General features: G+C 72.0%; 18 protein-coding genes, 3 tRNA genes and 2 pseudogenes. 14 read left to right on the top strand and 9 right to left on the bottom strand.

The genetic code is table 11. The features are described 5' to 3' along the window. Positions 1-72, bottom strand: a pseudogene (locus ABZ154_RS32180) (non-reducing end alpha-L-arabinofuranosidase family hydrolase); the annotation flags it as partial. On the opposite strand from ABZ154_RS32180, the pseudogene ABZ154_RS32175 reads away from it, so the two are divergent. The 5 genes and pseudogenes from ABZ154_RS32175 to ABZ154_RS32155 form a co-directional block, all read left to right on the top strand. Further along, positions 70-789 (top strand): annotated as a pseudogene (locus tag ABZ154_RS32175) (DNA polymerase III subunit gamma and tau); the annotation flags it as partial. The pseudogenes ABZ154_RS32180 and ABZ154_RS32175 sit on opposite strands and share 3 nt — an antisense overlap. An 83-nt stretch (positions 790-872) precedes the next feature. Continuing rightward, the gene (gene purD / locus ABZ154_RS32170) at positions 873-2,123 is read left to right on the top strand and encodes a phosphoribosylamine--glycine ligase (RefSeq protein WP_356837894.1); all 1,251 of its coding nucleotides are present in this window, start codon (positions 873-875) and stop codon (positions 2,121-2,123) included. A 324-nt stretch (positions 2,124-2,447) separates the two neighbouring features. Beyond that, positions 2,448-4,100, top strand: a complete 1,653-nt coding sequence (locus tag ABZ154_RS32165) for a hypothetical protein (RefSeq protein ID WP_356837893.1) — start codon at positions 2,448-2,450, stop codon at positions 4,098-4,100. 180 nt (positions 4,101-4,280) lie between these two features. Then, positions 4,281-5,735 (top strand): N,N-dimethylformamidase beta subunit family domain-containing protein, encoded by a 1,455-nt coding sequence (locus ABZ154_RS32160; RefSeq protein WP_356837892.1) that lies wholly within the window; start codon positions 4,281-4,283, stop codon positions 5,733-5,735. A 149-nt stretch (positions 5,736-5,884) separates the two neighbouring features. Then, on the top strand, positions 5,885-6,799 hold the full coding sequence (locus ABZ154_RS32155; RefSeq protein ID WP_356837891.1) for a phosphoribosylaminoimidazolesuccinocarboxamide synthase: 915 nt from the start codon (positions 5,885-5,887) through the stop codon (positions 6,797-6,799). A gap of 55 nt (positions 6,800-6,854) precedes the next feature. On the opposite strand, the gene ABZ154_RS32150 is transcribed toward ABZ154_RS32155, so the two are convergent. From ABZ154_RS32150 to ABZ154_RS32115, 8 genes are all read right to left on the bottom strand, one after another. After that, positions 6,855-6,930: transfer RNA gene (locus ABZ154_RS32150), tRNA-Gly, on the bottom strand. A gap of 23 nt (positions 6,931-6,953) precedes the next feature. Next, positions 6,954-7,586 (bottom strand): response regulator transcription factor, encoded by a 633-nt coding sequence (locus ABZ154_RS32145; RefSeq protein WP_356837890.1) that lies wholly within the window; start codon positions 7,584-7,586, stop codon positions 6,954-6,956. A 31-nt stretch (positions 7,587-7,617) separates the two neighbouring features. Beyond that, positions 7,618-8,922, bottom strand: coding sequence for a histidine kinase (locus ABZ154_RS32140; protein ID WP_356837889.1), 1,305 nt, complete (start codon positions 8,920-8,922; stop codon positions 7,618-7,620). 37 nt (positions 8,923-8,959) lie between these two features. Further along, a complete protein-coding gene (locus ABZ154_RS32135) occupies positions 8,960-9,793 on the bottom strand; it encodes an ABC transporter permease (protein WP_356837888.1) in 834 nt (277 codons plus the stop codon). Next, on the bottom strand, positions 9,790-10,830 hold the full coding sequence (locus tag ABZ154_RS32130) for an ABC transporter ATP-binding protein (protein ID WP_356837887.1): 1,041 nt from the start codon (positions 10,828-10,830) through the stop codon (positions 9,790-9,792). The genes ABZ154_RS32135 and ABZ154_RS32130 overlap by 4 nt, the downstream gene beginning before the upstream one ends. Before the next feature lie 130 nt (positions 10,831-10,960). Then, a tRNA-Gly gene (locus tag ABZ154_RS32125) sits at positions 10,961-11,036 on the bottom strand. A 79-nt stretch (positions 11,037-11,115) separates the two neighbouring features. Further along, positions 11,116-11,187, bottom strand: a tRNA-Gly gene (locus ABZ154_RS32120). Positions 11,188-11,457: 270 nt separating this feature from the next. Further along, a complete protein-coding gene (locus ABZ154_RS32115) occupies positions 11,458-11,793 on the bottom strand; it encodes an Lsr2 family protein (RefSeq protein ID WP_109164514.1) in 336 nt (111 codons plus the stop codon). 423 nt (positions 11,794-12,216) lie between these two features. Between ABZ154_RS32115 and purS the strand changes: the two genes are divergently transcribed. The 9 genes from purS (at position 12,217) to purM (ending at position 21,623) form a co-directional block, all read left to right on the top strand. Next, positions 12,217-12,468, top strand: a complete 252-nt coding sequence (gene purS, locus ABZ154_RS32110; RefSeq protein WP_010056446.1) for a phosphoribosylformylglycinamidine synthase subunit PurS — start codon at positions 12,217-12,219, stop codon at positions 12,466-12,468. Next, positions 12,465-13,145 (top strand): phosphoribosylformylglycinamidine synthase subunit PurQ, encoded by a 681-nt coding sequence (purQ, locus tag ABZ154_RS32105; protein ID WP_356837886.1) that lies wholly within the window; start codon positions 12,465-12,467, stop codon positions 13,143-13,145. The genes purS and purQ overlap by 4 nt, the downstream gene beginning before the upstream one ends. Then, the gene (gene purL / locus ABZ154_RS32100; protein ID WP_356837885.1) at positions 13,142-15,391 is read left to right on the top strand and encodes a phosphoribosylformylglycinamidine synthase subunit PurL; all 2,250 of its coding nucleotides are present in this window, start codon (positions 13,142-13,144) and stop codon (positions 15,389-15,391) included. Before purQ ends, purL begins: the two co-directional genes overlap by 4 nt. A 114-nt stretch (positions 15,392-15,505) precedes the next feature. Continuing rightward, complete coding sequence (locus ABZ154_RS32095) at positions 15,506-16,012, top strand: helix-turn-helix domain-containing protein (protein WP_356837884.1); 507 nt, start codon at positions 15,506-15,508, stop codon at positions 16,010-16,012. Positions 16,013-16,045: 33 nt separating this feature from the next. Continuing rightward, positions 16,046-16,900, top strand: a complete 855-nt coding sequence (locus ABZ154_RS32090; RefSeq protein ID WP_356837883.1) for a M23 family metallopeptidase — start codon at positions 16,046-16,048, stop codon at positions 16,898-16,900. Between the two features lie 10 nt (positions 16,901-16,910). After that, positions 16,911-17,714 (top strand): sterol carrier family protein, encoded by an 804-nt coding sequence (locus ABZ154_RS32085; RefSeq protein ID WP_356837882.1) that lies wholly within the window; start codon positions 16,911-16,913, stop codon positions 17,712-17,714. A gap of 50 nt (positions 17,715-17,764) precedes the next feature. After that, on the top strand, positions 17,765-18,619 hold the full coding sequence (locus tag ABZ154_RS32080; RefSeq protein ID WP_356837881.1) for an META domain-containing protein: 855 nt from the start codon (positions 17,765-17,767) through the stop codon (positions 18,617-18,619). A gap of 343 nt (positions 18,620-18,962) precedes the next feature. Next, entirely contained in the window at positions 18,963-20,489 is a 1,527-nt protein-coding gene (purF, locus tag ABZ154_RS32075) for an amidophosphoribosyltransferase (RefSeq protein WP_151512952.1), read from the top strand. A 60-nt stretch (positions 20,490-20,549) separates the two neighbouring features. After that, complete coding sequence (purM, locus tag ABZ154_RS32070) at positions 20,550-21,623, top strand: phosphoribosylformylglycinamidine cyclo-ligase (RefSeq protein WP_356837880.1); 1,074 nt, start codon at positions 20,550-20,552, stop codon at positions 21,621-21,623. The last annotated feature ends 136 nt before the right edge of the window (positions 21,624-21,759 follow it).

Raw genomic sequence — 21,759 nt, 5'->3', positions numbered from 1 at the left:
ACTGATGTCGTTGGTCCAGGTGGCGCCGCTGTTGGCCTTGCCGGCGAAGGGATTGCTCTCGGTCGCGGCCCGGCGGCCCCCTCCGCACCGGCCGCCCCGGCGCCGGGCGGCCAGGGCATGGCCCAGGGCGCCGGCCACGTCCGGAGCATGTGGCCCGACATCCTGGAGGCGGTGAAGAACAAGCGCCGCTTCACCTGGATCCTGCTCAGCCAGAACGCCCAGGTGACCGGGTTCGACGGAACCACCCTCCAGATCGGCTTCATCAACGCGGGCGCCCGGGACAACTTCGCCAGCAGCGGCAGCGAGGAAGTCCTGAAGCAGGCACTCGCCGAGCGGTTCAACGCCCAGTGGCGGGTCGAAGCGGTCGTCGACACCTCCGGCGGCGGTGCGGCCCCCCCGCCCCCCGTCGGCGGACGACCCCCGGCCCCGCAGTACACGCCCGCCCCGATGCCCTCACCCGCCACCCCGGCACCAACGGCGTACGAGGGCAGCCCGGCACACGCCCCCCAGCAGCACAGCCAGCAGAACAACCAGCAGACCGCCGCCCCGTCCTCCTCCTCCGGGCAGCAGCAGTCGCATCCCACCCAGCAGGGCCGGGGCACGGGCCCCTCCGCCCCAGAGCCCTCCCACAGCGGGTACGCCCACGAGCCGCCGCGTTCCGTGGCCCCCGAGGACGACACCGCGGAGGCCGACGACCCGGATCTCGTCGACTCCGCCCTCTCCGGCCACGAGCTGATCGTCCGCGAGCTGGGCGCCACCGTGGTGGAGGAGTTCACCAACGAGCAGTGAGGCAGGGCACCCCGGGCCGCGCACGCCGTCCACGGACCGGCGGCCGTCCGGGCCCACCGCCCCCGGCGGCTAGGCTGCACCCCGTGAAGGTCCTCGTCATCGGCGGCGGCGCCCGCGAACACGCCCTGTGCCGCTCTCTGTCCCTCGACCCCGATGTCACCGCTCTGTACTGCGCTCCCGGCAACGCCGGCATCGCAGAGGTGGCCGAACTGCACCCGGTCGACGCGCTCGACGGTGACGCCGTCGCGCGCCTCGCGACCGAACTGGGCGCCGAGCTGGTGGTCGTCGGCCCGGAGGCGCCGCTCGTCGCCGGGGTCGCCGACGCCGTGCGCGCGGCCGGCATTCCGTGCTTCGGCCCCTCCGGCGAAGCCGCCCAGCTGGAAGGCTCCAAGGCGTTCGCCAAGGACGTCATGGCCGGGGCCGGTGTGCCCACCGCCCGCAGCTACGTCTGCACCACCCCCACGGAGATCGACGAGGCCCTCGACGCCTTCGGCGCTCCGTACGTCGTCAAGGACGACGGCCTCGCGGCGGGCAAGGGCGTCGTCGTCACCGACGACCTCGCCGCCGCCCGCGACCACGCGCTCTCCTGCGACCGCGTGGTCATCGAGGAGTTCCTCGACGGCCCCGAGGTCAGCCTCTTCGCCATCACCGACGGCACCACCGTGCTGCCGCTCCAGCCCGCCCAGGACTTCAAGCGCGCCCTGGACGGCGACGAGGGCCCGAACACCGGCGGCATGGGCGCCTACTCCCCGCTCCCATGGGCCGACCCCAAGCTGGTCGACGAGGTCCTCGAAACCGTCCTCCAGCCGACCGTCGACGAGCTCCGCCGCCGGGGTACGCCCTTCTCCGGGCTGCTCTACGCGGGCCTCGCGATCACCTCACGCGGGGTGCGGGTCATCGAGTTCAACGCCCGCTTCGGCGACCCGGAGACCCAGGTCGTGCTGGCCCGGCTCCGTACGCCGCTGGCCGGTGTCCTGCTCGCCTCCGCCAACGGGACCCTGGACGTGCTCCCGCCGCTGACGTGGCGCGACGACGCGGCGGTCACCGTGGTGATCGCCTCGCACAACTACCCGGACACCCCGCGCACCGGCGACCCGATCGACGGGCTCGCGGAGGTCGCGGCGCAGGATGCGCCGGATGCGTACGTCCTGCACGCCGGCACCCGCGCCGAGGGCGGCGCGGTCCTCAGCGCGGGCGGCCGGGTCCTCTCGGTGACCGCGACCGGCAAGGACCTCGCCGCGGCCCGTGAGCGCGCCTACACCGCGCTCGGCCGCATCCGCCTCGACGGTTCCCAGCACCGGACGGACATCGCCCTGAAGGCCGCCGGAGGCTGATCGGCCGGTCACCCGCCCAGCACCACAGGCAGCCCCTCCCGCCTCCCCCGTACGCCACCGGCGTACGCGGGCGGCGCGAGGGGCTGCCGCGTGGAGTGCACAGAGCCGCAGCCCTGCCCTACGGACGCGGACACGTCAGCAGCTTTGCCCAAAGCCATTCCATCGGGTGACGACTGGGCCAGACGGATGACGCCCGCCGGGACCCCAACTAGGGTGCGGCGCAGGCGTTCCGGCACTTGGCCCACCGGCATTGCGATGTCAGTGACGGGTGCCACAGTGGGGGAGTGAGCAACCGTCGCGGGGCAGAGGGGGTGACATCCGGCCGTGTCCGGTATCGACGTGGGTGAGGAGCTGGGTGCGCGGGCCGCACAGGCCCGAGCGCTCGCCCTGCTGCGGATCCGCAGCAGGGCACTGGCCGTGGTGATCACGCCCGCGGCCGTGGCCGTCGTGCTGTTCGCCGCCGGCGCCCAGGGGCATCTCGGCGGGCCCGTCTGGGACGGGGTGCGCTGGGCGGTGCTCGGTGTCGCCGTCGTGGTGCTGCTGGTCGCCGCCGCCGTCGCGGTGTCCGTCGCCCGGGCGCGGCCCGCCGTGAGCCCCACCGTCCCCGTGGCGGAGGAGGGTGCCCCCGACCTCTACCGGCTGGTCCGGGACCTGGCCGACCGGCTGGGCGTCCCCGCCCCGTCGGCCATAGCGCTGACCCCGGACTGCGACAGCTGGCTTGAGGACCGCACGCACCGCAGCGGCGGAAAAGCGACAGCGGAAGCCAAGAGCGCAGCCCCTGTCCTGGTGATCGGCTCGCCCTTCCTGTGGTGGATGCGGGTCGCCGAGCTCCGCGCCGTCCTCGCCCCGGTCGTGGCGGGCACCGGCTCGTCCGCGCACCCCGACATAGCCGCCGCCCGGCGCTTCGTCCGCGGTCTGGACGCCGCGGTGGCCGACGGCGCCGCCCCCGGCCGGGGCGCGCTGCGCGGGGCGCCGGTCACCTTCGCCGGCTGGGTCTCCCGGCTGCTGCTGCGCGCCTGCCGGGAGCACGCCGCCGAGATGGAGCGGTGCGTGGCGGCCACGGCCTCGATGCGCGCCCAGGGCGTCGACTACGCGCTCCGCATCGCCGCCCAGGAGCAGGTCGGCCTCGCCTACGCGGGCTGGGACCGCCTGCTGACCCGGGTCGCGCTGCCCGCCTGGCGGATGGGCCGCTGGCCCTGCCGGCTGGACGCCGGAGTGGTCTCCGCCCTCACCGAGCTCTCCCGCCGGGACCGGCTGGCCGACGGCTTCACCTCGCGCCTCGGCGAGCGCCCCGCCTGCGACCTGCTCGAGGAGCCCGGCATCGCCGACGAGGCCACCTCCCTGCTCGCCGCCCGCCTCTTCCACGGCGGCCCGGCGGAGAGCGGCCCGGACTGGGCGCCGGTGGACTGGCAGCAGTATCCCGACGAGGTCGTCGACCGGAAGTGGCGTACGGAGGCGGCCCGGCTGCACCGGGTGCTCGACGCCATGGGCGTGCCCCCGGCCTCCGCGGCCGATCCGGCGGTGCCCACCCTGGCCCGGGTCATGGAACACCTGGCCGGTCCCGGCGGGCCCGGTGAGGAGCTCGCGGCGGGCATCGGGGCGGCGGTCGCCCGCGACGACGCCCAGGCCCCGGCGCCCGGCCCGGCCCAGCAGACGGCATCCGGCGCCGGCGCCGACCCCCTCGACCTCTGGGGCCCCGACCCGCTCCCCCTCTTCCCGCTCCAGCCGCCGCGTACGGGCACGGAGCTGCTCGCCGACCACGTCGCCGCCATGGTCTGCTGCGCGGCCGTGGACACGGCGGGCGCGGCGCCCGGCCTCGACTGGCTGGACGGCCCCGCGCTGCTCGTGGACGGCGAGCGCCGGGCGGACCTCGCGACGCCGGTCCTCAGCCTGGTCGAGGACGGCGACCCGGACCCTCTGCGGTCCTGGCTGGCCGAAGTGGGCGTCCGCTCCGACAAGCCCGTACGGCTGGTGTGATCCCGGGGACGACCTGCGGTACGCCAGCGGTACATCAGCGGTAAGCCGGAAGGAAAGGTTCCGCTCACGTCAATTAGCGACGAAGGGTGACGGAGTGCGTGCGTTATGTGATGTGCTGGGGACAGGCGCTGACATCGTGCGCGCCGGAGTGGTCCGGGGGACCTGAGGGAGGGGCGCGGCATGGGGGCGGAGCAGATTCGGCGATGGGAGTCGGGCGCTCTCGCGCACGCGGTGAGCGACCCCTTCGGACAGGGACCGCTGCCCTGGCTGCGCGGCAGTGAGAACTATTTCGACGACACCGGCCAGGTCGTCCCCTGGTACGCCGACCTCGGCCGGTCCACCGGCGGCGGCACCCGGACCGCCGACGACGTGCACCGGCAGATCAAGGGCTTCGTCTCGCCCGGAGCGGCCGCCCCCGGCGAGGCCGTCGACTTCCACATCACCGTGGACCCGCCCCAGCAGTTCTCCGTGGACGTCTACCGGATCGGTCACTACGGCGGCGACGGCGCGGCCAAGATCACCACGAGCCCGCGCCTCTCCGGCATCGTCCAGCCGCCGCCGCTGGCCGCCGACCGGACCGTCTCCTGCCACCACTGGTGGATGTCCTGGCGGCTCCAGATCCCGAGCTACTGGTCGGTCGGCGCGTACGTGGCCGTCCTGACGACCGCCGACGGGTACCGCTCGCACATCCCGTTCACCGTCCGCCACGACCACCCCGCCGACCTGCTGCTGCTGCTCCCGGACATCACCTGGCAGGCGTACAACCTCTATCCGGAGGACGGCCGCACCGGCGCCAGCCTCTACCACGCGTGGGACGAGCGGGGGCGGCTGCTCGGCGAGGAGGACGCCGCCGTCACGATCTCGTTCGACCGCCCGTACGCCGGGGCGGGCCTGCCCCTGCACGTGGGGCACGCGTACGACTTCATCCGCTGGGCCGAGCGGTACGGCTACGACCTCGCCTACGCCGACGCCCGTGACCTGCACGCGGGCCGCATCGACCCCAGCCGCTACCGGGGCCTGGTCTTCCCCGGCCACGACGAATACTGGTCGCTGCCCATGCGCCGGGCCGCCGAGCGTGCCCGCGACTCCGGCACCTCGCTCGTCTTCCTCTCCGCCAACACCATGTACTGGCAGGTGGGCCTCGCCCCCTCGGCATCCGGAGTCCCCGACCGCCTGCTGACCTGCCGCAAGCGCCGGGGCCCGGGCAAGTCCGCGCTCTGGCGGGAGGTGGACCGGCCCGAGCAGCAGCTCCTGGGCATCCAGTACGCGGGCCGGGTCCCCGAGCCCAGTCCGCTGGTCGTGCGCAACGCCGAGCACTGGCTCTGGGACTCCGCGGACGCGGCCGACGGCGACGAGATCCCGGGCCTGGTCGCCGGTGAGGCCGACCGCTACTTCCCCCGTACGAGCCTGCCCGAGCACGACAACCGGATCCTGCTCGCCCACTCCCCGTACGAGGACTCCGAGGGCGCCACACGCCACCAGGAGACCTCGCTCTACCAGGCCCCCTCCGGCGCGCTCGTCTTCGCCTCCGGCACCTTCGCCTGGTCCCCGGCCCTGGACCGCCCCGGCCACACCGACCGCCGGATCCAGCAGGCGACGGCCAACCTCCTCGACCGGATCTGCAAGCGGGACTGACCGGATCCGCAAGCGGGACTGACCGGATCCGCAAGCGGGACTGACCGGATCCGCAAGCGCGACAGGCCCCGGTCGAGCCCCGCGCGCGCTCCGCCCCCTCCGTACGGGACAATCGGAACCGCTCCTGGATCAATCTACGCGGAGGCACCGTGTCCGGTTTTGTAGAAAAGCCCGAGCCCGTACAGGTTCCGGGCCTCACCCACCTGCACACCGGCAAGGTGCGCGACCTGTACCGGAACGAGGCGGGCGACCTCGTCATGGTCGCCAGCGACCGTATGTCCGCGTACGACTGGGTCCTGCCCTCCGAGATCCCCGACAAGGGCCGCGTCCTCACCCGGCTCTCGCTCTGGTGGTTCGACCAGCTCGCCGACCTCGTGCCCAACCACGTCCTCTCCACCGAGCTGCCGCCCGGCGCCCCGGCGGACTGGGAGGGCCGCACCCTCATCTGCAAGTCCCTGCGCATGGTCCAGGTCGAGTGCGTGGCCCGCGGCTATCTGACCGGCTCCGGGCTCGTCGAGTACAACGCCTCCCGCACGGTCTGCGGCATCGGCCTCCCCGAGGGGCTGGTCGACGGTTCCGAGCTGCCCGGCCCTATCTTCACGCCGGCCACCAAGGCGGCCGTCGGCGACCACGACGAGAACGTCAGCTACGAGGAGATCGCCCGCGAGGTCGGTGTGGAGACCGCCGCCGAGCTGCGGCGGACGACGCTCGACGTCTACCGCCGGGCCCGGGACATCGCCCACCAGCGCGGGATCGTCCTGGCCGACACCAAGTTCGAGTTCGGCTTCGAGAAGACCGAGGACGGCGGCGAGCGGCTGATCATCGCCGACGAGGTGCTGACGCCCGACTCCTCGCGCTTCTGGCCCGCCGCCACCTGGAAGCCGGGCCGCGCGCAGCCGTCGTACGACAAGCAGTTCGTCCGTGACTGGCTGACCTCTCCGGCCTCCGGCTGGGACCGCGCGAGCGAGCAGCCGCCGCCGGCGCTGCCGCAGGAGATCGTGGACGCGACCCGCGCCAAGTACATCGAGGCGTACGAGGTCCTGACCGGCTCCAACTGGTCGTAGCCGGCCACGGAGACACGAAGAAGGCCCCGATCCGTGAGGATCGGGGCCTTCTCTGTGGAGCGGACGACCAGGTTCGAACTGGCGACCTCAACCTTGGCAAGGTTGCGCTCTACCAACTGAGCTACGTCCGCAGTGCGCCGAAGCGCGATGCTCACTATACCCAACCCCGCTCGCGGGCGAGACGCACCGCCGTGTGCCGGTTCTCCGCACCGATCTTGGAGGCGGCCGAGGAGAGGTAGTTGCGGACCGTCCCCTGCGAGAGTGAGGCCCGCTCCGCGATCTCCGCGACCGGCGCCCCGTCCGCCGCCAGTTCGAGCACCTCGGCCTCCCGGGCGGTCAGCGGGGAGTCCCCGGCGGAGATGGCGTCGGCCGCCAACTCCGGGTCGACGTAGCGGTTTCCGGCGTGGACGGTACGGATGATCTCGGCGAGCCGCCGGGCGCTGACGGTCTTCGGCACGAACCCGCGTACGCCGGCGGCCAGCGCCCGCTTGAGGTGCCCGGGGCGGCCGTGGCTGGTCACGATCATGGTGCGGCAGCCGGGGAGTTCACCGCGGAGCGATGTGGCGACCTTCACACCGTCCGCGCCCGGCATCTGGAGGTCGAGGACGGCGACATCGGGCTGGTGTGCGAGGGCCATCGCGAGCGCCTCCGGGCCACTCGCGGCCTCCGCGACCACCACGAGGTCGTCCTCCAGGGCGAGCAGCGCGGCCAGCGCGCCCCGGATCAGGTGCTCGTCGTCGGCGAGCAGGACCCGCAGGGGCCGGCCGCCGGAGGCGTCGGTGGTCATCTTCCCTCCGAGGGGACGGTACGGGAGGTGGTCATCGTTCCTCCGGGGAAAGGGTCCGGGTGGCGGGGGAGGCGCGGCCGGGCGGGGCCGTGGGCGGGACCGTCGCCGTGACGCGGAACAGGCCGTCCCCGGCCGTTCCGGCCTCCAGCGACCCGCCCAGCGCCGCGAGCCGCTCGCGGAGCCCGGCCAGGCCGGAGCCACCCTCACCCGTCCCGGCGGCCCCCTCGGCCCCGTCGTTCTCGACCTCCAGCACGACCGCGCCCGCCGTCGTCGTGAGCCGGATCACGCAGTGCCGCGGGTCGCCGTGGCGCAGGACGTTGGTCGCCGCCTCACGGACCACCCAGCCGAGGGCCGCCTGCACCGCCGGGGGTGCCCCGATTCCGGCCGGGCCGTCGGCGCCCTCGACGGTGCAGGTGATCCCGGCGGCCTCCAACACGCCCTTGGCGCCGAGCAGTTCGGTGGGCAGGTCGGCCTCGCGGTAGCCCCGTACGACATCCCGTACCTCCTGCTGGGATGCGCGGGCGATCCGCTGCACCTCGACCATCTGGTCCACGGCCGCCGCGTTCCCGCGCTGGGCCAGCTCGACGGCCAGCTCGCTCTTCAGCGCGATCACCGCCAGGTTCCGGCCCAGCACATCGTGCATGTCCCGGCCGAACCGCAGCCGCTCCTCCGCCACCGCCAGCCGGGCCTGCATGTCCCGGGCCTCCTCCGCCTGCCACATCACGGACAGGCTCCAGGCGCTCGGCCGGCCCGAGACGAGCACCAGCAGGAAGACGACGAGCAGCGAGAAGGCCGCCCCGAAGAGCAGTCGGCCGGGCACCCCGACGGCCGCCAGCAGCGCCACGACCGCCACCGCGAAGGCCGCGCACCGGAGCACGTACTTCCGGACGGGCACGATGAGCACGTACGGCGTCATGAACGCCAGCGGCAGGTCCAGCACCAGCAGGCCCAGCCCAGCGTCCTCGACACCGCCCACCGCCGCGAGAGCCACCAGCAGGCCGGTCAGCAGCGCCAGCAGCACCGCGGGGAGCCGCAGCCGCCGCGGCGGGAAGGGCTCCACGCCCCGGTAGTGAGCGAAGGCGGGGGACACGTTGCGGTTGCTCAGCAGGCACTGGGCGGCGTTCACGACGAGGAACGCCACAGCGAGGGACACCGCGACCGGGCCCTGGCCGAAGACCCTGACGAGCGGGAGCAGGCCCCAGGTGACGAGGAAGAGCCAGGGGAGCGCGCAGAGCGTGACCCGGGTGTAGAGGTCGATGCGCTGGAGCTTGGTGCGCTCGTGCCAGCCGCGCCGCCAGCCCCGTACCCGACCGATCACCTCGTTCAGCTCCTTCATGTCGTCCCTGTGGGCCCTGGCGGGATCACCGTCTCGTTCAGCCCCGCGGGTCCCAGCGGAACCACCGCTGCACAGCAAACACCGCGAACGCGGTCCAGGCCAGCGCCGCCACGGCGGCCGTGAGCAGGTCACCGCCCTCCACACCGCCGAGCCAGCCGTGCCGGATGAGGGTCATCACACCGGTCAGCGGAAGCAGTTCGAACACCGAGGCCAGGCCGTCCGGGAAGATGTCCAGCGGGACGAAGATCCCGGAAGCGAAGAGCGAGACGAAGAACAGCGGCAACGTGGTGAGCTGCGAGGTCTGGACCGTCCGGGTCACCGCGGAGGTAGCGGCCGCCAGGCCGGACATCATCACGAGACCCACCAGAAGCCCCGCCAGGAACAGCTCGGGCCGCTTCGGTGCGCTCAGGTCGAAGGCGACCGCGCCGGCCGCGACCAGCAGCACGACCTGGAGGAGGGCCAACGCGACGGCGGGCAGCGCGTTGGCGGTCAGGATCTCGCGGTCGGTGACCTCCCCGGTGCGCAGCCGCTTGAGGACGAGCTCCTCGCGCCGGGTGACGTATCCGGTGACGAGGGTCATGTAGACGACCTGGACCAGCACGATGCCGATGCCGCCGGTGAGGGCGGCGCCCGCGATGGAGAGGCCGGTGCCGGCGAGGTCGATCTGCTGGAGCGAGGCCCGGATCGAGAAGATCATCACGACCGGCAGCACCAGGGCAACGAAGATCGCTGAACGGTTGCGGAGCAGCAGGATCAGCTCGGCGCGGGCGAGCGCGGTGAGCCGCCGCGCGGAGGCGGAGGCCTTCGAGGGGGGCGAGGGGGAGCGGCCGGGGGCGGTGCGCTCGTCCGCGAGGACGGTGGAGGTCGTCATGCCGTCACCTTCTTCTTCGTCTCGTCCGTGGAGCGGCCGGACCCGGAGTGCCGGGCCCCCGCCCGGCGCGGGTCGTCGGCGCGGGAGCGGAGCTGGGTGTTCGCGATCTGGAGGAACGCCTCCTCCAGGGAGGCGGAACGGGCATCGAGCCCGAGCAGCCGAACGCCCGACTCCCCGGCCCAGCCCAGCAGTTCGTGCAGGGACTCCTGGAGCGCGGCGGTGCGGATCTCGATCCGCTGCCCCTCCGCCGCAGCCCGCAGCGAGAGCGGAAGGTGCCCCGCCGGTACGTCTTCGGGCAGCGTGAACCGGATCCTGGCGGGCTGTGACGCGGTGACCTCGGCGGTCGTCCCGGCCGTCACGATCTGCCCCTGGTGCATGATCGCCAGCCGGTCCGCGAGCGCCTCGGCCTCCTCCAGGTAGTGGGTGGTCAGCAGTACGGTCGTGCCGCCGTCCCGGAGCGCCCGGATCAGCTCCCAGGTGTCGCGCCGGCCCTCCGCGTCCAGCCCCGTCGTCGGCTCGTCCAGGAAGAGCACCTCGGGCCGCGAGGTCAGGGCCAGCGCCAGGTCCAGGCGCCGTTTCTCCCCGCCGGAGAGCTGCTTGACCCGCACCCCCGTCCGGCTCGTGAGGCCGACCATCTCCAGGGCCTCGGCGGCAGGCCGGGCGCCGGTGGTGCACGCCGACCACATCCGCGCGGTCTCCAGAACGGTGAGGTCGGAGGGGAAGCCGCCCTCCTGGAGCATCACCCCGGTCCGGGGCCGGACGGCGGCGCGTTCGCGGTACGGGTCGTGGCCGAGGACCTTGACGGTTCCGGAGGTCGGCAGGGCCAGTCCTTCGAGGAGCTCCACGGTGGAGGTCTTGCCCGCGCCGTTCGTCCCGAGCAGGGCGAACAGCTCGCCCCGGGTCACGGAGAAGGAGACCCCGGAAACGGCCTCGAAGCCGTCCTTGTAGCTGCGGCGGACCCCGTCCGCCGCGATCACCGTCTCCGCGTCCGTCGTGCCACCTGTCGTTCGGTCGCTGGAAAAGTCGTCGCTGGTCATGCTTCGAGCGTCTCCCCGGACCGGGCCCGCGAGCAGTGCGCGCTGTCACCACTGCTCATGACAAACGTCATGGGGAGGCGCGTGGAACGACAAAGGCCCTGACCGAAATCGGTCAGGGCCTTTGTCTCTGTGGAGCGGACGACCAGGTTCGAACTGGCGACCTCAACCTTGGCAAGGTTGCGCTCTACCAACTGAGCTACGTCCGCAGTGCAACCACTCGGCTTTCACCGGTGGAGCGAGCACTACTCTACCTGATCCAACGGAGTGGTCCGAGGAGTCGTGCAGAGCGGGTGACAGGAATTGCACACTGCGCCTTCCCCCTGGAAGGGGGATGTTCTACTACTGAACTACACCCGCACGCGGCTCGGGATCCGGCCTTTCGGCCTCGCCCCTCGGCGTGCTCCAGACTCTAGCCGACCTGCGGGGGTGTCGCGCAAGTCGGCTCCCGGCGGGTCTCCCGGAGCGGGTCGCGGACCGGCTCTCCGGGCCCGGTCCCGCTCTCACGTACCCCGCCTGACGGTGCGTCTGCCGACCGGGTGCGTCTGCCGACCGGGTGTGTCCGTCGGGCGGGTGTGTCCGTCGGGCGGGCGCCCCGCCGCTCGGAGGGCGGACGCTCCCGCCCGCTCCTCAGCCGGCCGCGTTGAACGCCTCGTAGACCTTCTTCGGGATCCGGCCGCGGGCCGGCACCTCCATCCGGTGCGAGCGGGCCCAGGCGCGGACGGCCGCGGGGTCCGGGGCGAGGGAGGTGTGGTGGTACGTCGCGGGGGTCCTGCCGTGCTTACTGGCATTTGTCTGCTTCCGGCCGGCCGCCACGTAAGGGGCCAGGGCCTTCCGCAGCTTCTTCGCGTTGGCGGGATTGAGGTCGATCTCGTACGTCTTCCCGTCCAGGGCGAAGGTGACCGTTTCCGCCGCTGTTCCTCCGTCGATGTCGTCGGAGAGCGTAACCACTACGCGCTGAGCCACGGATATCGGTCCTTTCCTACGGCGTCGGCGCGCGTCGGGCGTGCGCCGGTGGGCCGGCCTTCCGGCTGTTAGGCGGATACGGATCGACGGCTGTCGACTGTTCCGGTGTTCCCGGGGCAATGCTGCTTTCCCCGGTAATCATTTGTACAGCGGTGGGTACCGCATTGTGAAGCCCAGCCAATTACATCCGCGTGTCCGTGCGCAATCCGGGACGTGATTTTTTTCCAGGACTTTTCCCGCACGTTGTCGCGGCCGATATCCCGGCGTGATCTGCGCCGAGACCTCGGCGTCTGCGCCACGAGTCCGTTCCGTCCGATATCTACCCGCGTAGAATTTTCGGCCAGGTACGCTGAGTGGACCCGCGGGGGTCTGGGGAGCCCCCCGGAGAGACAGCCGCACCACACCACCACACCGGGAGTGCCAGTGGCACGCGTCGTAGTCGACGTCATGCTCAAGCCGGAGATCCTCGACCCGCAGGGACAGGCGGTGCAGCGTGCGCTGCCCCGTCTCGGCTTTGAGGGAATCGCGGACGTTCGGCAGGGAAAGCGTTTCGAGCTGGAGGTCGAGGGACCGGTGGATGACGCCGCCCTCGCCCGTATTAACGAGATGGCCGAGACCTTCCTCGCCAACACCGTCATCGAGGACTTCGTCGTGAAGGTGGAGGAGGAGAAGTGACCACCCGTATCGGCGTCGTCACTTTTCCCGGCACCCTCGACGATCAGGACGCTCTGCGGGCCGTCCGGATCGCGGGCGCGGAGCCCGTATCGCTCTGGCACCGCGACGCGGACCTGCACCAGGTCGACGCGGTCGTCCTGGCCGGCGGTTTCTCCTACGGGGACTACCTGCGGGCCGGCGCGATCTCGCGCTTCTCGCCGGTGATGGAGCCGCTCATCGAGCAGGCCAAGGCCGGCATGCCGGTCCTCGGCATCTGCAACGGCTTCCAGATCCTGACCGAGGCACATCTGCTGCCCGGCGCGATGCTGCGCAACAACCACCTGCACTTCATCTGCCGCGATCAGCCCCTGCGGGTGGAGAACGCGCAGACCGCCTGGACCTCGGACTACAGCGCCGGCCAGGAGATCAGGGTCCCGCTCAAGAACATGGACGGCCGGTACACCGCCGACGAGCACACGCTCGACGAGCTGGAGGCCGAGGGCCGCGTCGCCTTCCGCTACCTGGACGGCAACCCCAACGGCTCGCTCCGTGACATCGCGGGCATCACCAACGCCGCGGGCAACATCGTCGGCCTGATGCCGCACCCGGAGCACGCCGTGGAGCCGCTCATCGGCACCGGCCGCACCGACGGCCTCGGTTTCTTCACCTCGATCATCAAGAAGCTGGTCAACGCATGAGCCTGGATACGGTCAAGCACGCGGCCGAGACCCCGGACGCCGAGCAGCCGTGGAAGGAGCTCGGCCTCAAGGAGGACGAGTACGCCCGGATCCGCGAGATCCTGGGCCGCCGTCCCACCGGCGCCGAGCTCGCCATGTACTCGGTGATGTGGTCGGAGCACTGTTCGTACAAGAGCAGCAAGGTCCACCTCGCCCAGTTCAGCGAGAAGAAGCCGCAGTCCGACGCGATGCTCGTCGGCATCGGCGAGAACGCCGGCGTCGTCGACGTCGGTCAGGGGTACGCGGTCACCTTCAAGGTCGAGTCGCACAACCACCCCTCGTACATCGAGCCCTACCAGGGCGCGGCCACCGGTATCGGCGGCATCGTCCGCGACATCCTCGCCATGGGCGCCCGCCCGATCGCGGTCGTCGACCCGCTGCGCTTCGGCGCGGCCGACCACCCCGACACCAAGCGCGTCCTCCCGGGCGTCGTCGCGGGCATCGGCGGCTACGGCAACTGCCTGGGCCTGCCGAACATCGGCGGCGAGGTCGTCTTCGACTCCTGCTACCAGGGCAACCCGCTGGTCAACGCCGGCTGCATCGGCGTCATGAAGCACGAGGACATCCACCTCGCGCAGGCGTCCGGCCCCGGCAACAAGGTGATCCTGTACGGCGCCCGCACCGGCGGCGACGGTATCGGCGGCGTCTCCGTGCTGGCCTCGGAGACCTTCGAGTCCACCGGCCCGGCCAAGCGCCCCGCCGTCCAGGTCGGTGATCCCTTCCAGGAGAAGCTCCTCATCGAGTGCACCCTGGAGATCTTCCAGGAGAAGCTCGTCGCGGGCATCCAGGACCTCGGCGGCGCCGGGCTCTCCTGCGCCACCAGTGAGCTGGCCTCGGCCGGTTCCGGCGGCATGCGCGTCGAGCTGGACACCGTGCCGCTGCGCGACTCCTCCCTCTCGCCCGAGGAAATCCTCATGAGCGAGTCGCAGGAGCGCATGTGCGCGATCGTCGAGCCGCAGCACGTGGACCGCTTCCTGGAGATCTGCGAGAAGTGGGACGTCATCGCCACCGTCATCGGTGAGGTGACCGAGGGCTCCCAGCTCGAGATCTTCTGGCACGGCGAGCAGATCGTGGACGTCCCGCCGCGCTCGGTCGCCCACGACGGCCCGGTCTACCACCGCCCGTTCGCCCGCCCGTCCTGGCAGGACGCGCTCCAGGCGGACGACGCCGGCAAGCTCGCCCGCCCGGCGAACGCGGCCGAGATCCGTGAGCAGGTCCTGAAGCTGGTCGCCTCCCCGAACCAGGCCTCCAAGGCGTGGATCACCGACCAGTACGACCGCTTCGTGCAGGGCAACACCGTCCTGGCGATGCCCGAGGACGCGGGTATGGTCCGCATCGACGCCGAGTCGAACCTGGGCGTGGCGATGGCGACCGACGGCAACGGCCGGTACGCCAAGCTCGACCCGTACACCGGCGCGCAGCTCGCGCTGGCGGAGTCGTACCGCAACGTCGCCGCCTCCGGCGCCAAGCCGCTCGCCATCTCGGACTGCCTCAACTTCGGCTCCCCGGAGGACCCGGACGTCATGTGGCAGTTCGCCGAGGCCACCCGCGGTCTCGCGGACGGCTGCCTGGAGCTGGGCACCCCGGTCACCGGCGGCAACGTCTCGCTCTACAACCAGACCGGTGAGACGGCGATCCACCCGACGCCGGTCGTGGCCGTGCTCGGCGTGATCGACGACGTCACCCGGCGTACGCCGGTCGCCTTCGGGGAAGAGGGCCAGCTCCTCTACCTGCTGGGCGACACCCACGAGGAGTTCGGCGGCTCGGCCTGGTCCGAGGTCGTCCACGGCCACCTCGGCGGCCTGCCGCCCAAGGTGGACCTCGGCCGCGAGAAGCTGCTCGCCGAGATCCTCATCTCGGCCTCGCGCGACGGCATGATCGACGCCGCGCACGACCTGAGCGACGGCGGCCTGATCCAGGCGGTCACCGAGTCCTGCCTGCGCGGCGGGAAGGGCGCCCGGCTGGTCGTGCCGGACGGCCTGGACACGTTCACGTTCCTCTTCTCCGAGTCGGCGGGACGCGCGGTCGTCGCGATCCCGCGCAGCGAGGAGCTCCGCTTCAACGACATGTGCGGCGCACGGGGCCTGCCCGTCGCCCGGATCGGTGTCGTGGACGGCGAGGAGATCGAGATCCAGGGCGAGTTCAGCATCCCGCTGAGCGAGCTCCGTACGGCGCACGAGGCGACGATCCCCGCGCTGCTCGCCTGAGCCGCGCGCCGACCGGCGTTTTTCGAAGCCCCTGCCCGGGTCCTCCGGGCGGGGGCTTCGGCCTGTCCCCGTATCCCATTGATCGAGATTACGTAATTACGTAAGGTTGGTGTCATGGAGCTGGAGCAGTGGGTCGCCGAGCTGGAGAGGCGGCTCACGGCGCTGGAGCGGCAGGACCGTGAGTCCCCCCGCCTGGGCGACGGCGGCTTCTGGGCGTTGGACGGGCTGAAACAGCAGCTCGCCGATGCCGGGGAGGACGCGGTCGACGGGGGTGTGCTCTACACGGGCTCGGTCCGGCTGCCCACCGGCGAGCAGTACGAGTGGCAGTACGGCGCGTTCACCGAGGCCCTGCTCGACGGGGACTGGGCGGACGCCGCCGACTCGTTCGCCGCGCTGGGCCACCCGGTCCGGCTGCGCCTGCTCCGCGAGATCCTCGGCGGCCGCCGTACGGCCGCCGAACTGGCCGCGCTCGACGTGGTCGGCACCACCGGCCAGATCTACCACCACCTGCGCCAGCTGACCGGCGCGGGCTGGCTGCACACGACCGGCCGCGGCCGGTACGAGGTGCCGGCCGCCCGGGTGGTGCCGCTGCTGGTGGTGCTGACGGCGGCGCGGCCCTGACCGGAACGACCTACACGACGCCATGGGGGAGACATGTCCGTCCGCACTGTTGTGGAGAAGGCCCACCGGATCGCCTGGGTGGTGCTGATCGCGCTGGTGGTGGCCGAGTTCTTCGTGGACCTGCCCGGCCCGGGCTGGGTGACCACGCTGCTGCCGGCGGCGCTCGCCTTCTTCCTCCTGATGGCGGTGCTCGCGCTCCAGGCCGGGGCCGGAGCGCCCCGGGGCGAGCCGCATGACCCGGTCGAGGTCGCCACGCCGGTGACCGGCCGCTGGACGGCCCTCAACAGCCCGGCCGACAAGGTCCCGAGCCATGGGACGCACGTGTACGGGCAGACGTACGCCATCGACATCGTGGCCGAGCCGGAGGTGGCGGACGGGGAGCCCCCCGCCCGCCCGGCGTTCCGCTGGGTGTGGCCGCTCTTCCGCCGCAACCGCGCCTTCCCGGCCTTCGGCGCCCCCCTGCTCGCGGTGGCCGACGGCGCGGTGGTCGCGGCGAGCGACGGCCAGCGCGACCACCTGAGCCGCACCTCGCTTCCCGCGCTTGCCTACCTGATGCTCATCGAGGGGAACGTCCGCTCGGTTCTCGGCGTGCACCGCGTCCTCGGCAATCACGTGATCCTCGACCTCGGCGACGGTACGTACGCGGCCTACGCCCATCTCCGGCGCGGCTCGCTGAAGGTGGCCGCCGGGGACCGGGTTCGCGCCGGGCAGGAGATCGCGCGCGTGGGCAACTCCGGCAACACCACCGAGCCGCACCTCCACTTCCACCTGATGGACGGCCCCGACCCCGACGACGCCCGGGGTGTCCCGTTCACCTGGCGGGGCGTCGGAGTACCCGCGAACGGCGAGACGTTCACCGTCGGCACCGATGTCGGCGCGGCCGGTTAGTCTCGCCCCCATGCCCCCGGCCAAGAAGCGCCCGCGCTCCTACGACCACCTCAGGACCCGGACCGCGGTCCTCGCCCAGTTCGCCCATGTCCGCGACGCCGTCGCCGCTTTGACGCCCGAGCAGCTCGCCCGGCCGACCCGGCTCGGCGCCTGGAGGGTGCGCGACCTCGCCGCGCACGTGGCGATGGTCCTGGGCAGTGTGAGCCGGTCCCTGGCCCTGCCGGAGCCGCCCGGGCCCAAGCCCGGGCTCACCCTCCTTCAGTGGCCGCCCGCCACCTCCGCGTACGCCGCCAAGATCGCCGAGGACGTCGAGGACCTGGCGACCGGCCGCCCCGACCTCGCCGTGCTGTACGAGGAGGTGGAGGCGGGTTTCCTCGCGGACGTCCCGGCCTCCGGCACGGGGGACCGGCTGCTGTCCACCCGGGTCGGCTCCATGCGGCTGGCCGACTTCCTGGTGACCCGGACCGTCGAGCTGACCGTCCACACGGACGACCTGAACCAGGCGCTCGGCCTGGAGATCCCGTACGACCGGCAGGCGCTCGCGGCCTGCACCCGGCTGCTGGCGGACACCCTCGCCGACCGGGCGCCCGGTGGTTCGGTCGAGGTGCGCGTCCCGCCGTTCGCGGTGGTCCAGTGCATCGGCGGCCCCAAGCACACCCGGGGCACTCCGCCCAACGTCGTGGAGACCGGCGCCCTGACCTGGATCCGGCTGGCCACCGGGCGTACGGAGTGGGCGCGGGCCCTGGAGAACGCCGAGGTCAGTGCGAGTGGTGAGCGGGCCGATCTCACCGCGTTGCTGCCCCTGATGGGCTGAGGGACACCAGGCGACGGAACCGGATCGGGGGCCCGTCCCGTCACATCGCCATGCACACACAACGTATGGCAGTCAGCGTCAGCGTCCTGGCCCTCCTCACCCTCGCCGCCTGCGGTACGGAGTCGGGTCCCGGCTCCGGCGGCGACGGTGGGGACCGCGGGGACACCGTGCAGAGCGATGTGCCCGTCACCGGAGTGGTGTGGAGCGTCGACTCCCTCACCGTCGGCGGGAAGAAGACCGAGGCCCCGGAGGGCTCCCGGCTGGAGTTCGACCCGAAGGGCCGGGCCAAGGCCGGCTTCGGGTGCAACCACATCAGCGCGGCCGCCCGGGTGGAGGGAGACAGGATCACCCTGGCCGAACCCGTCTCCACGCAGATGGCGTGCGACGAGAACACCGAGAAGTTCGAGAAGGCCGCCCTCGCCGCGATGGACGGCGAGCTCACCGCGAAGCTGTCCGGCGAGAAGCTGGCCCTCACCACCGAGGGCGGCGACACCTTCGCGCTCAGCGAGGAGAAGCCGGCCGCCCTGACCGGCACCCGGTGGGCGGTGAACACCCTGCTCAGCGGCGAGACGGCGACCTCTGTGCCCGCCGACCTCCCGAAGGACCGGGCGCCCCACCTGACCTTCGGCGAGGACGGCACCGTACACGGCAACTCCGGATGCAACTCCTTCCACGGCAAGGCGGCGGTCAAGGGCTCCACGATCACCTTCGGCCCGCCGGCCGGCACCCGGAAGATGTGCCCGGAGGCGGAGATGGCGGTGGAGCGCGCGGTCCTCGCGGCGCTGGACGGCCCGGCGACGTACACGGTCAAGGGCTCCACGCTCACCGTCACCTCGAAGGACGGCAAGGGCATCGGCGCCACGGCCACCCCCGCGACGACCGAGGGCACCCAGGAGCGCGGCTGAATCCGGCTCCCCGGTGTGAGGCTCACCACGAAACGAGCGTTCGGCCAGCGGCCGGGGCGCGTTGGGGGCAGGTTCACCGAGCGCCACGGCCGGACGGCTGCCGCCGGGTCCCGGCCGGCAGCCCCTACCGGCCGGTAACCGGCCTCCCGGCCCGGCAGTGAGCGTCGCACCCGCTCCCCGGAGCCCTGTGAGGTCCACCCGGCGGTCACTCACCGTGACTGCCCGAAGTCCCGCGAATCACCCGCCCCCCGCGTCACGCGAAGCCGTTCCCCGTGCTCCGTACCGGCTTTGCCGACCGGTCCCCAATTCGGACCAGTGGTCGATCTCGCCTACACTCGGTGTCGTGCCCCGTGGTGATGGACGACTCAACCACGACCTGCTCCCCGGAGAGAAAGGCCCCCAGGACGCTTGTGGCGTCTTCGGTGTCTGGGCTCCGGGTGAAGAGGTCGCCAAGCTCACCTATTTCGGACTGTATGCCCTGCAGCACCGCGGACAGGAATCCGCGGGCATCGCAGTGAGCAACGGGTCCCAGATCCTCGTCTTCAAGGACATGGGACTGGTCTCGCAGGTCTTCGACGAAACGTCTCTGGGTTCCCTCCAGGGCCATATCGCGGTCGGTCATGCCCGCTACTCCACCACCGGTGCCTCGGTGTGGGAGAACGCGCAGCCGACGTTCCGTGCCACCGCGCACGGCTCGATCGCCCTCGGCCACAACGGGAACCTGGTCAACACGGCCCAGCTCGCGGAGATGGTCGCCGACCTCCCCCGCAAGGACGGCCGCGCCACCCAGGTCGCCGCGACCAACGACACCGACCTGGTGACCGCGCTGCTCGCCGGGCAGCGCGACGAGAACGACAAGCCGCTGACCATCGAGGAAGCCGCCGCCAAGGTGCTCCCCGACGTCAAGGGCGCGTTCTCGCTCGTCTTCATGGACGAGCACACCCTCTACGCCGCCCGTGACCCGCAGGGCATCCGCCCGCTGGTGCTGGGCCGGCTGGAGCGCGGCTGGGTGGTCGCCTCCGAGTCCGCCGCACTCGACATCTGCGGCGCCAGCTACGTACGCGAGATCGAGCCGGGCGAGCTCGTCGCCATCGACGAGAACGGCCTGCGCACCTCCCGCTTCGCAGAGGCGAAGCCCAAGGGCTGTGTCTTCGAGTACGTCTACCTGGCCCGTCCCGACACCGACATCGCCGGCCGGAACGTCTACCTGTCCCGGGTGGAGATGGGCCGCCGCCTGGCCGCCGAAGCCCCCGTCGAGGCGGATCTGGTCATAGCGACCCCGGAATCCGGCACCCCCGCCGCGATCGGGTACGCGGAGGCCAGCGGGATCCCGTTCGGCGCCGGACTCGTGAAGAACGCCTACGTCGGCCGGACCTTCATCCAGCCCTCGCAGACCATCCGCCAGCTCGGTATCCGGCTCAAGCTGAACCCGCTGAAGGAAGTCATCAAGGGCAAGCGCCTGGTGGTCGTCGACGACTCGATCGTCCGCGGCAACACCCAGCGCGCCCTGGTCCGGATGCTCCGCGAGGCCGGCGCCGCCGAGATCCACATCCGGATCTCCTCGCCGCCGGTGAAGTGGCCCTGCTTCTTCGGGATCGACTTCGCCACCCGCGCCGAGCTCATCGCCAACGGCATGACCGTCGACGAGATCTGCACCTCGATGGGGGCCGACTCCCTGTCGTACATCTCGATCGACGCGATGATCGAGGCGACGACGATCGACAAGCCCAACCTGTGCCGCGCCTGCTTCGACGGTGAGTACCCCATGGACCTCCCGGACCCGGAGCTGCTCGGCAAGCAGCTGCTGGAGACCGAGCTGGCGGCAGGGCCCGCGGCCACCGCCGCGGCCGACGCGCTGCGCCGTCCGTGACCCGGACGCGCCGCCGCCCCTCCCACCAGCCCCGTATCTCCACACGAAAGATCCCAGGCCATGTCTGAGACAACAGGTGCTTCCTATGCGGCGGCCGGCGTCGACATCGAAGCCGGAGACCGTGCCGTCGAGCTGATGAAGGAGTGGGTGAAGAAGACGCAGCGCCCCGAGGTCGCGGGCCTCGGCGGGCTCGGTGGCTTCGCCGGACTCTTCGACGCCTCGGCGCTGAAGCGTTACGAGCGTCCGCTGCTCGCCTCCGCCACGGACGGTGTCGGGACCAAGGTGGACCTGGCGCGTCAGATGGGCGTGTACGACACCATCGGCCACGACCTCGTCGGCATGGTCGTGGACGACCTCGTCGTCTGCGGTGCCGAGCCGCTCTTCATGACCGACTACATCTGCGTCGGCAAGGTGCACCCCGAGCGTGTCGCGGCGATCGTGAAGGGCATCGCCGAGGGCTGTGTCCTCGCGGGCTGCGCCCTGGTCGGCGGCGAGACCGCCGAGCACCCGGGCCTGCTCGGCCCGGACGACTTCGATGTCGCCGGCGCCGGTACGGGCGTGGTCGAGGCCGACCGGCTGCTCGGCCCGGACCGTATCCGCAAGGGTGACGCCGTCATCGCGATGGCGTCCTCCGGTCTTCACTCGAACGGGTACTCGCTCGTCCGCCACGTGGTCTTCGACCGGGCCGGCTGGACGCTGGACCGCGAGGTCGAGGAGTTCGGCCGGACGCTCGGCGAGGAGCTCCTGGAGCCCACCCGGATCTACTCGCTGGACTGCCTGGCGCTCACCCGCACGACCGAGGTGCACGGCTTCAGCCACGTCACCGGCGGCGGCCTGGCGAACAACCTGGCCCGGGTCATCCCGGCCGGGCTGCACGCCACCGTCGACCGCTCCACCTGGACGCCGGGCGCGGTCTTCGACCTCGTCGGCAAGGCCGGTCAGGTCGAGCAGCTGGAGCTGGAGAAGACGCTGAACATGGGCGTCGGCATGATCGCGATCGTCCCGGCCGGCTCGGTGGACGCCGCGCTGACGACCCTGGCCGACCGGGGGGTCGACTCCTGGGTCGCCGGTGAGATCACCGACCGCGGTGACCACACCACGGGCGCCGAGCTGACCGGCAGCTACGCACGCTGAGCCGTCGTACGGCGGTGTGCGCCGGGCGGGCCGACAAGGCCGAATCCGCCTCTTCCTGCTCTCCCATGCGTGCAGAGCCTACTGGCACAGCTGTACGCCTCCGCCTCAGCGGTCGCGGTTGAAGCGGGTGGTGATC

Origin of the sequence: Streptomyces sp. NPDC006261 (assembly GCF_040613515.1) — a bacterium.
Taxonomy (GTDB): domain Bacteria; phylum Actinomycetota; class Actinomycetes; order Streptomycetales; family Streptomycetaceae; genus Streptomyces.
This window is presented reverse-complemented; position numbering and strand designations above follow the sequence as displayed.

Coding starts and splice junctions, on each gene's coding strand:
- ABZ154_RS32160 (WP_356837892.1), top strand. CDS start 4,281: ATGGGGGCGGAGCAGATTCGGCGATGGGAGTCGGGCGCTCTCGCGCAC.
- ABZ154_RS32090 (WP_356837883.1), top strand. CDS start 16,046: ATGTCCGTCCGCACTGTTGTGGAGAAGGCCCACCGGATCGCCTGGGTG.
- ABZ154_RS32130 (WP_356837887.1), bottom strand. CDS start 10,830: ATGACCAGCGACGACTTTTCCAGCGACCGAACGACAGGTGGCACGACG.
- ABZ154_RS32145 (WP_356837890.1), bottom strand. CDS start 7,586: ATGACCACCGACGCCTCCGGCGGCCGGCCCCTGCGGGTCCTGCTCGCC.
- ABZ154_RS32140 (WP_356837889.1), bottom strand. CDS start 8,922: ATGAAGGAGCTGAACGAGGTGATCGGTCGGGTACGGGGCTGGCGGCGC.
- ABZ154_RS32095 (WP_356837884.1), top strand. CDS start 15,506: ATGGAGCTGGAGCAGTGGGTCGCCGAGCTGGAGAGGCGGCTCACGGCG.
- ABZ154_RS32135 (WP_356837888.1), bottom strand. CDS start 9,793: ATGACGACCTCCACCGTCCTCGCGGACGAGCGCACCGCCCCCGGCCGC.
- ABZ154_RS32085 (WP_356837882.1), top strand. CDS start 16,911: ATGCCCCCGGCCAAGAAGCGCCCGCGCTCCTACGACCACCTCAGGACC.
- purL (WP_356837885.1), top strand. CDS start 13,142: ATGAGCCTGGATACGGTCAAGCACGCGGCCGAGACCCCGGACGCCGAG.
- ABZ154_RS32080 (WP_356837881.1), top strand. CDS start 17,765: ATGCACACACAACGTATGGCAGTCAGCGTCAGCGTCCTGGCCCTCCTC.
- purM (WP_356837880.1), top strand. CDS start 20,550: ATGTCTGAGACAACAGGTGCTTCCTATGCGGCGGCCGGCGTCGACATC.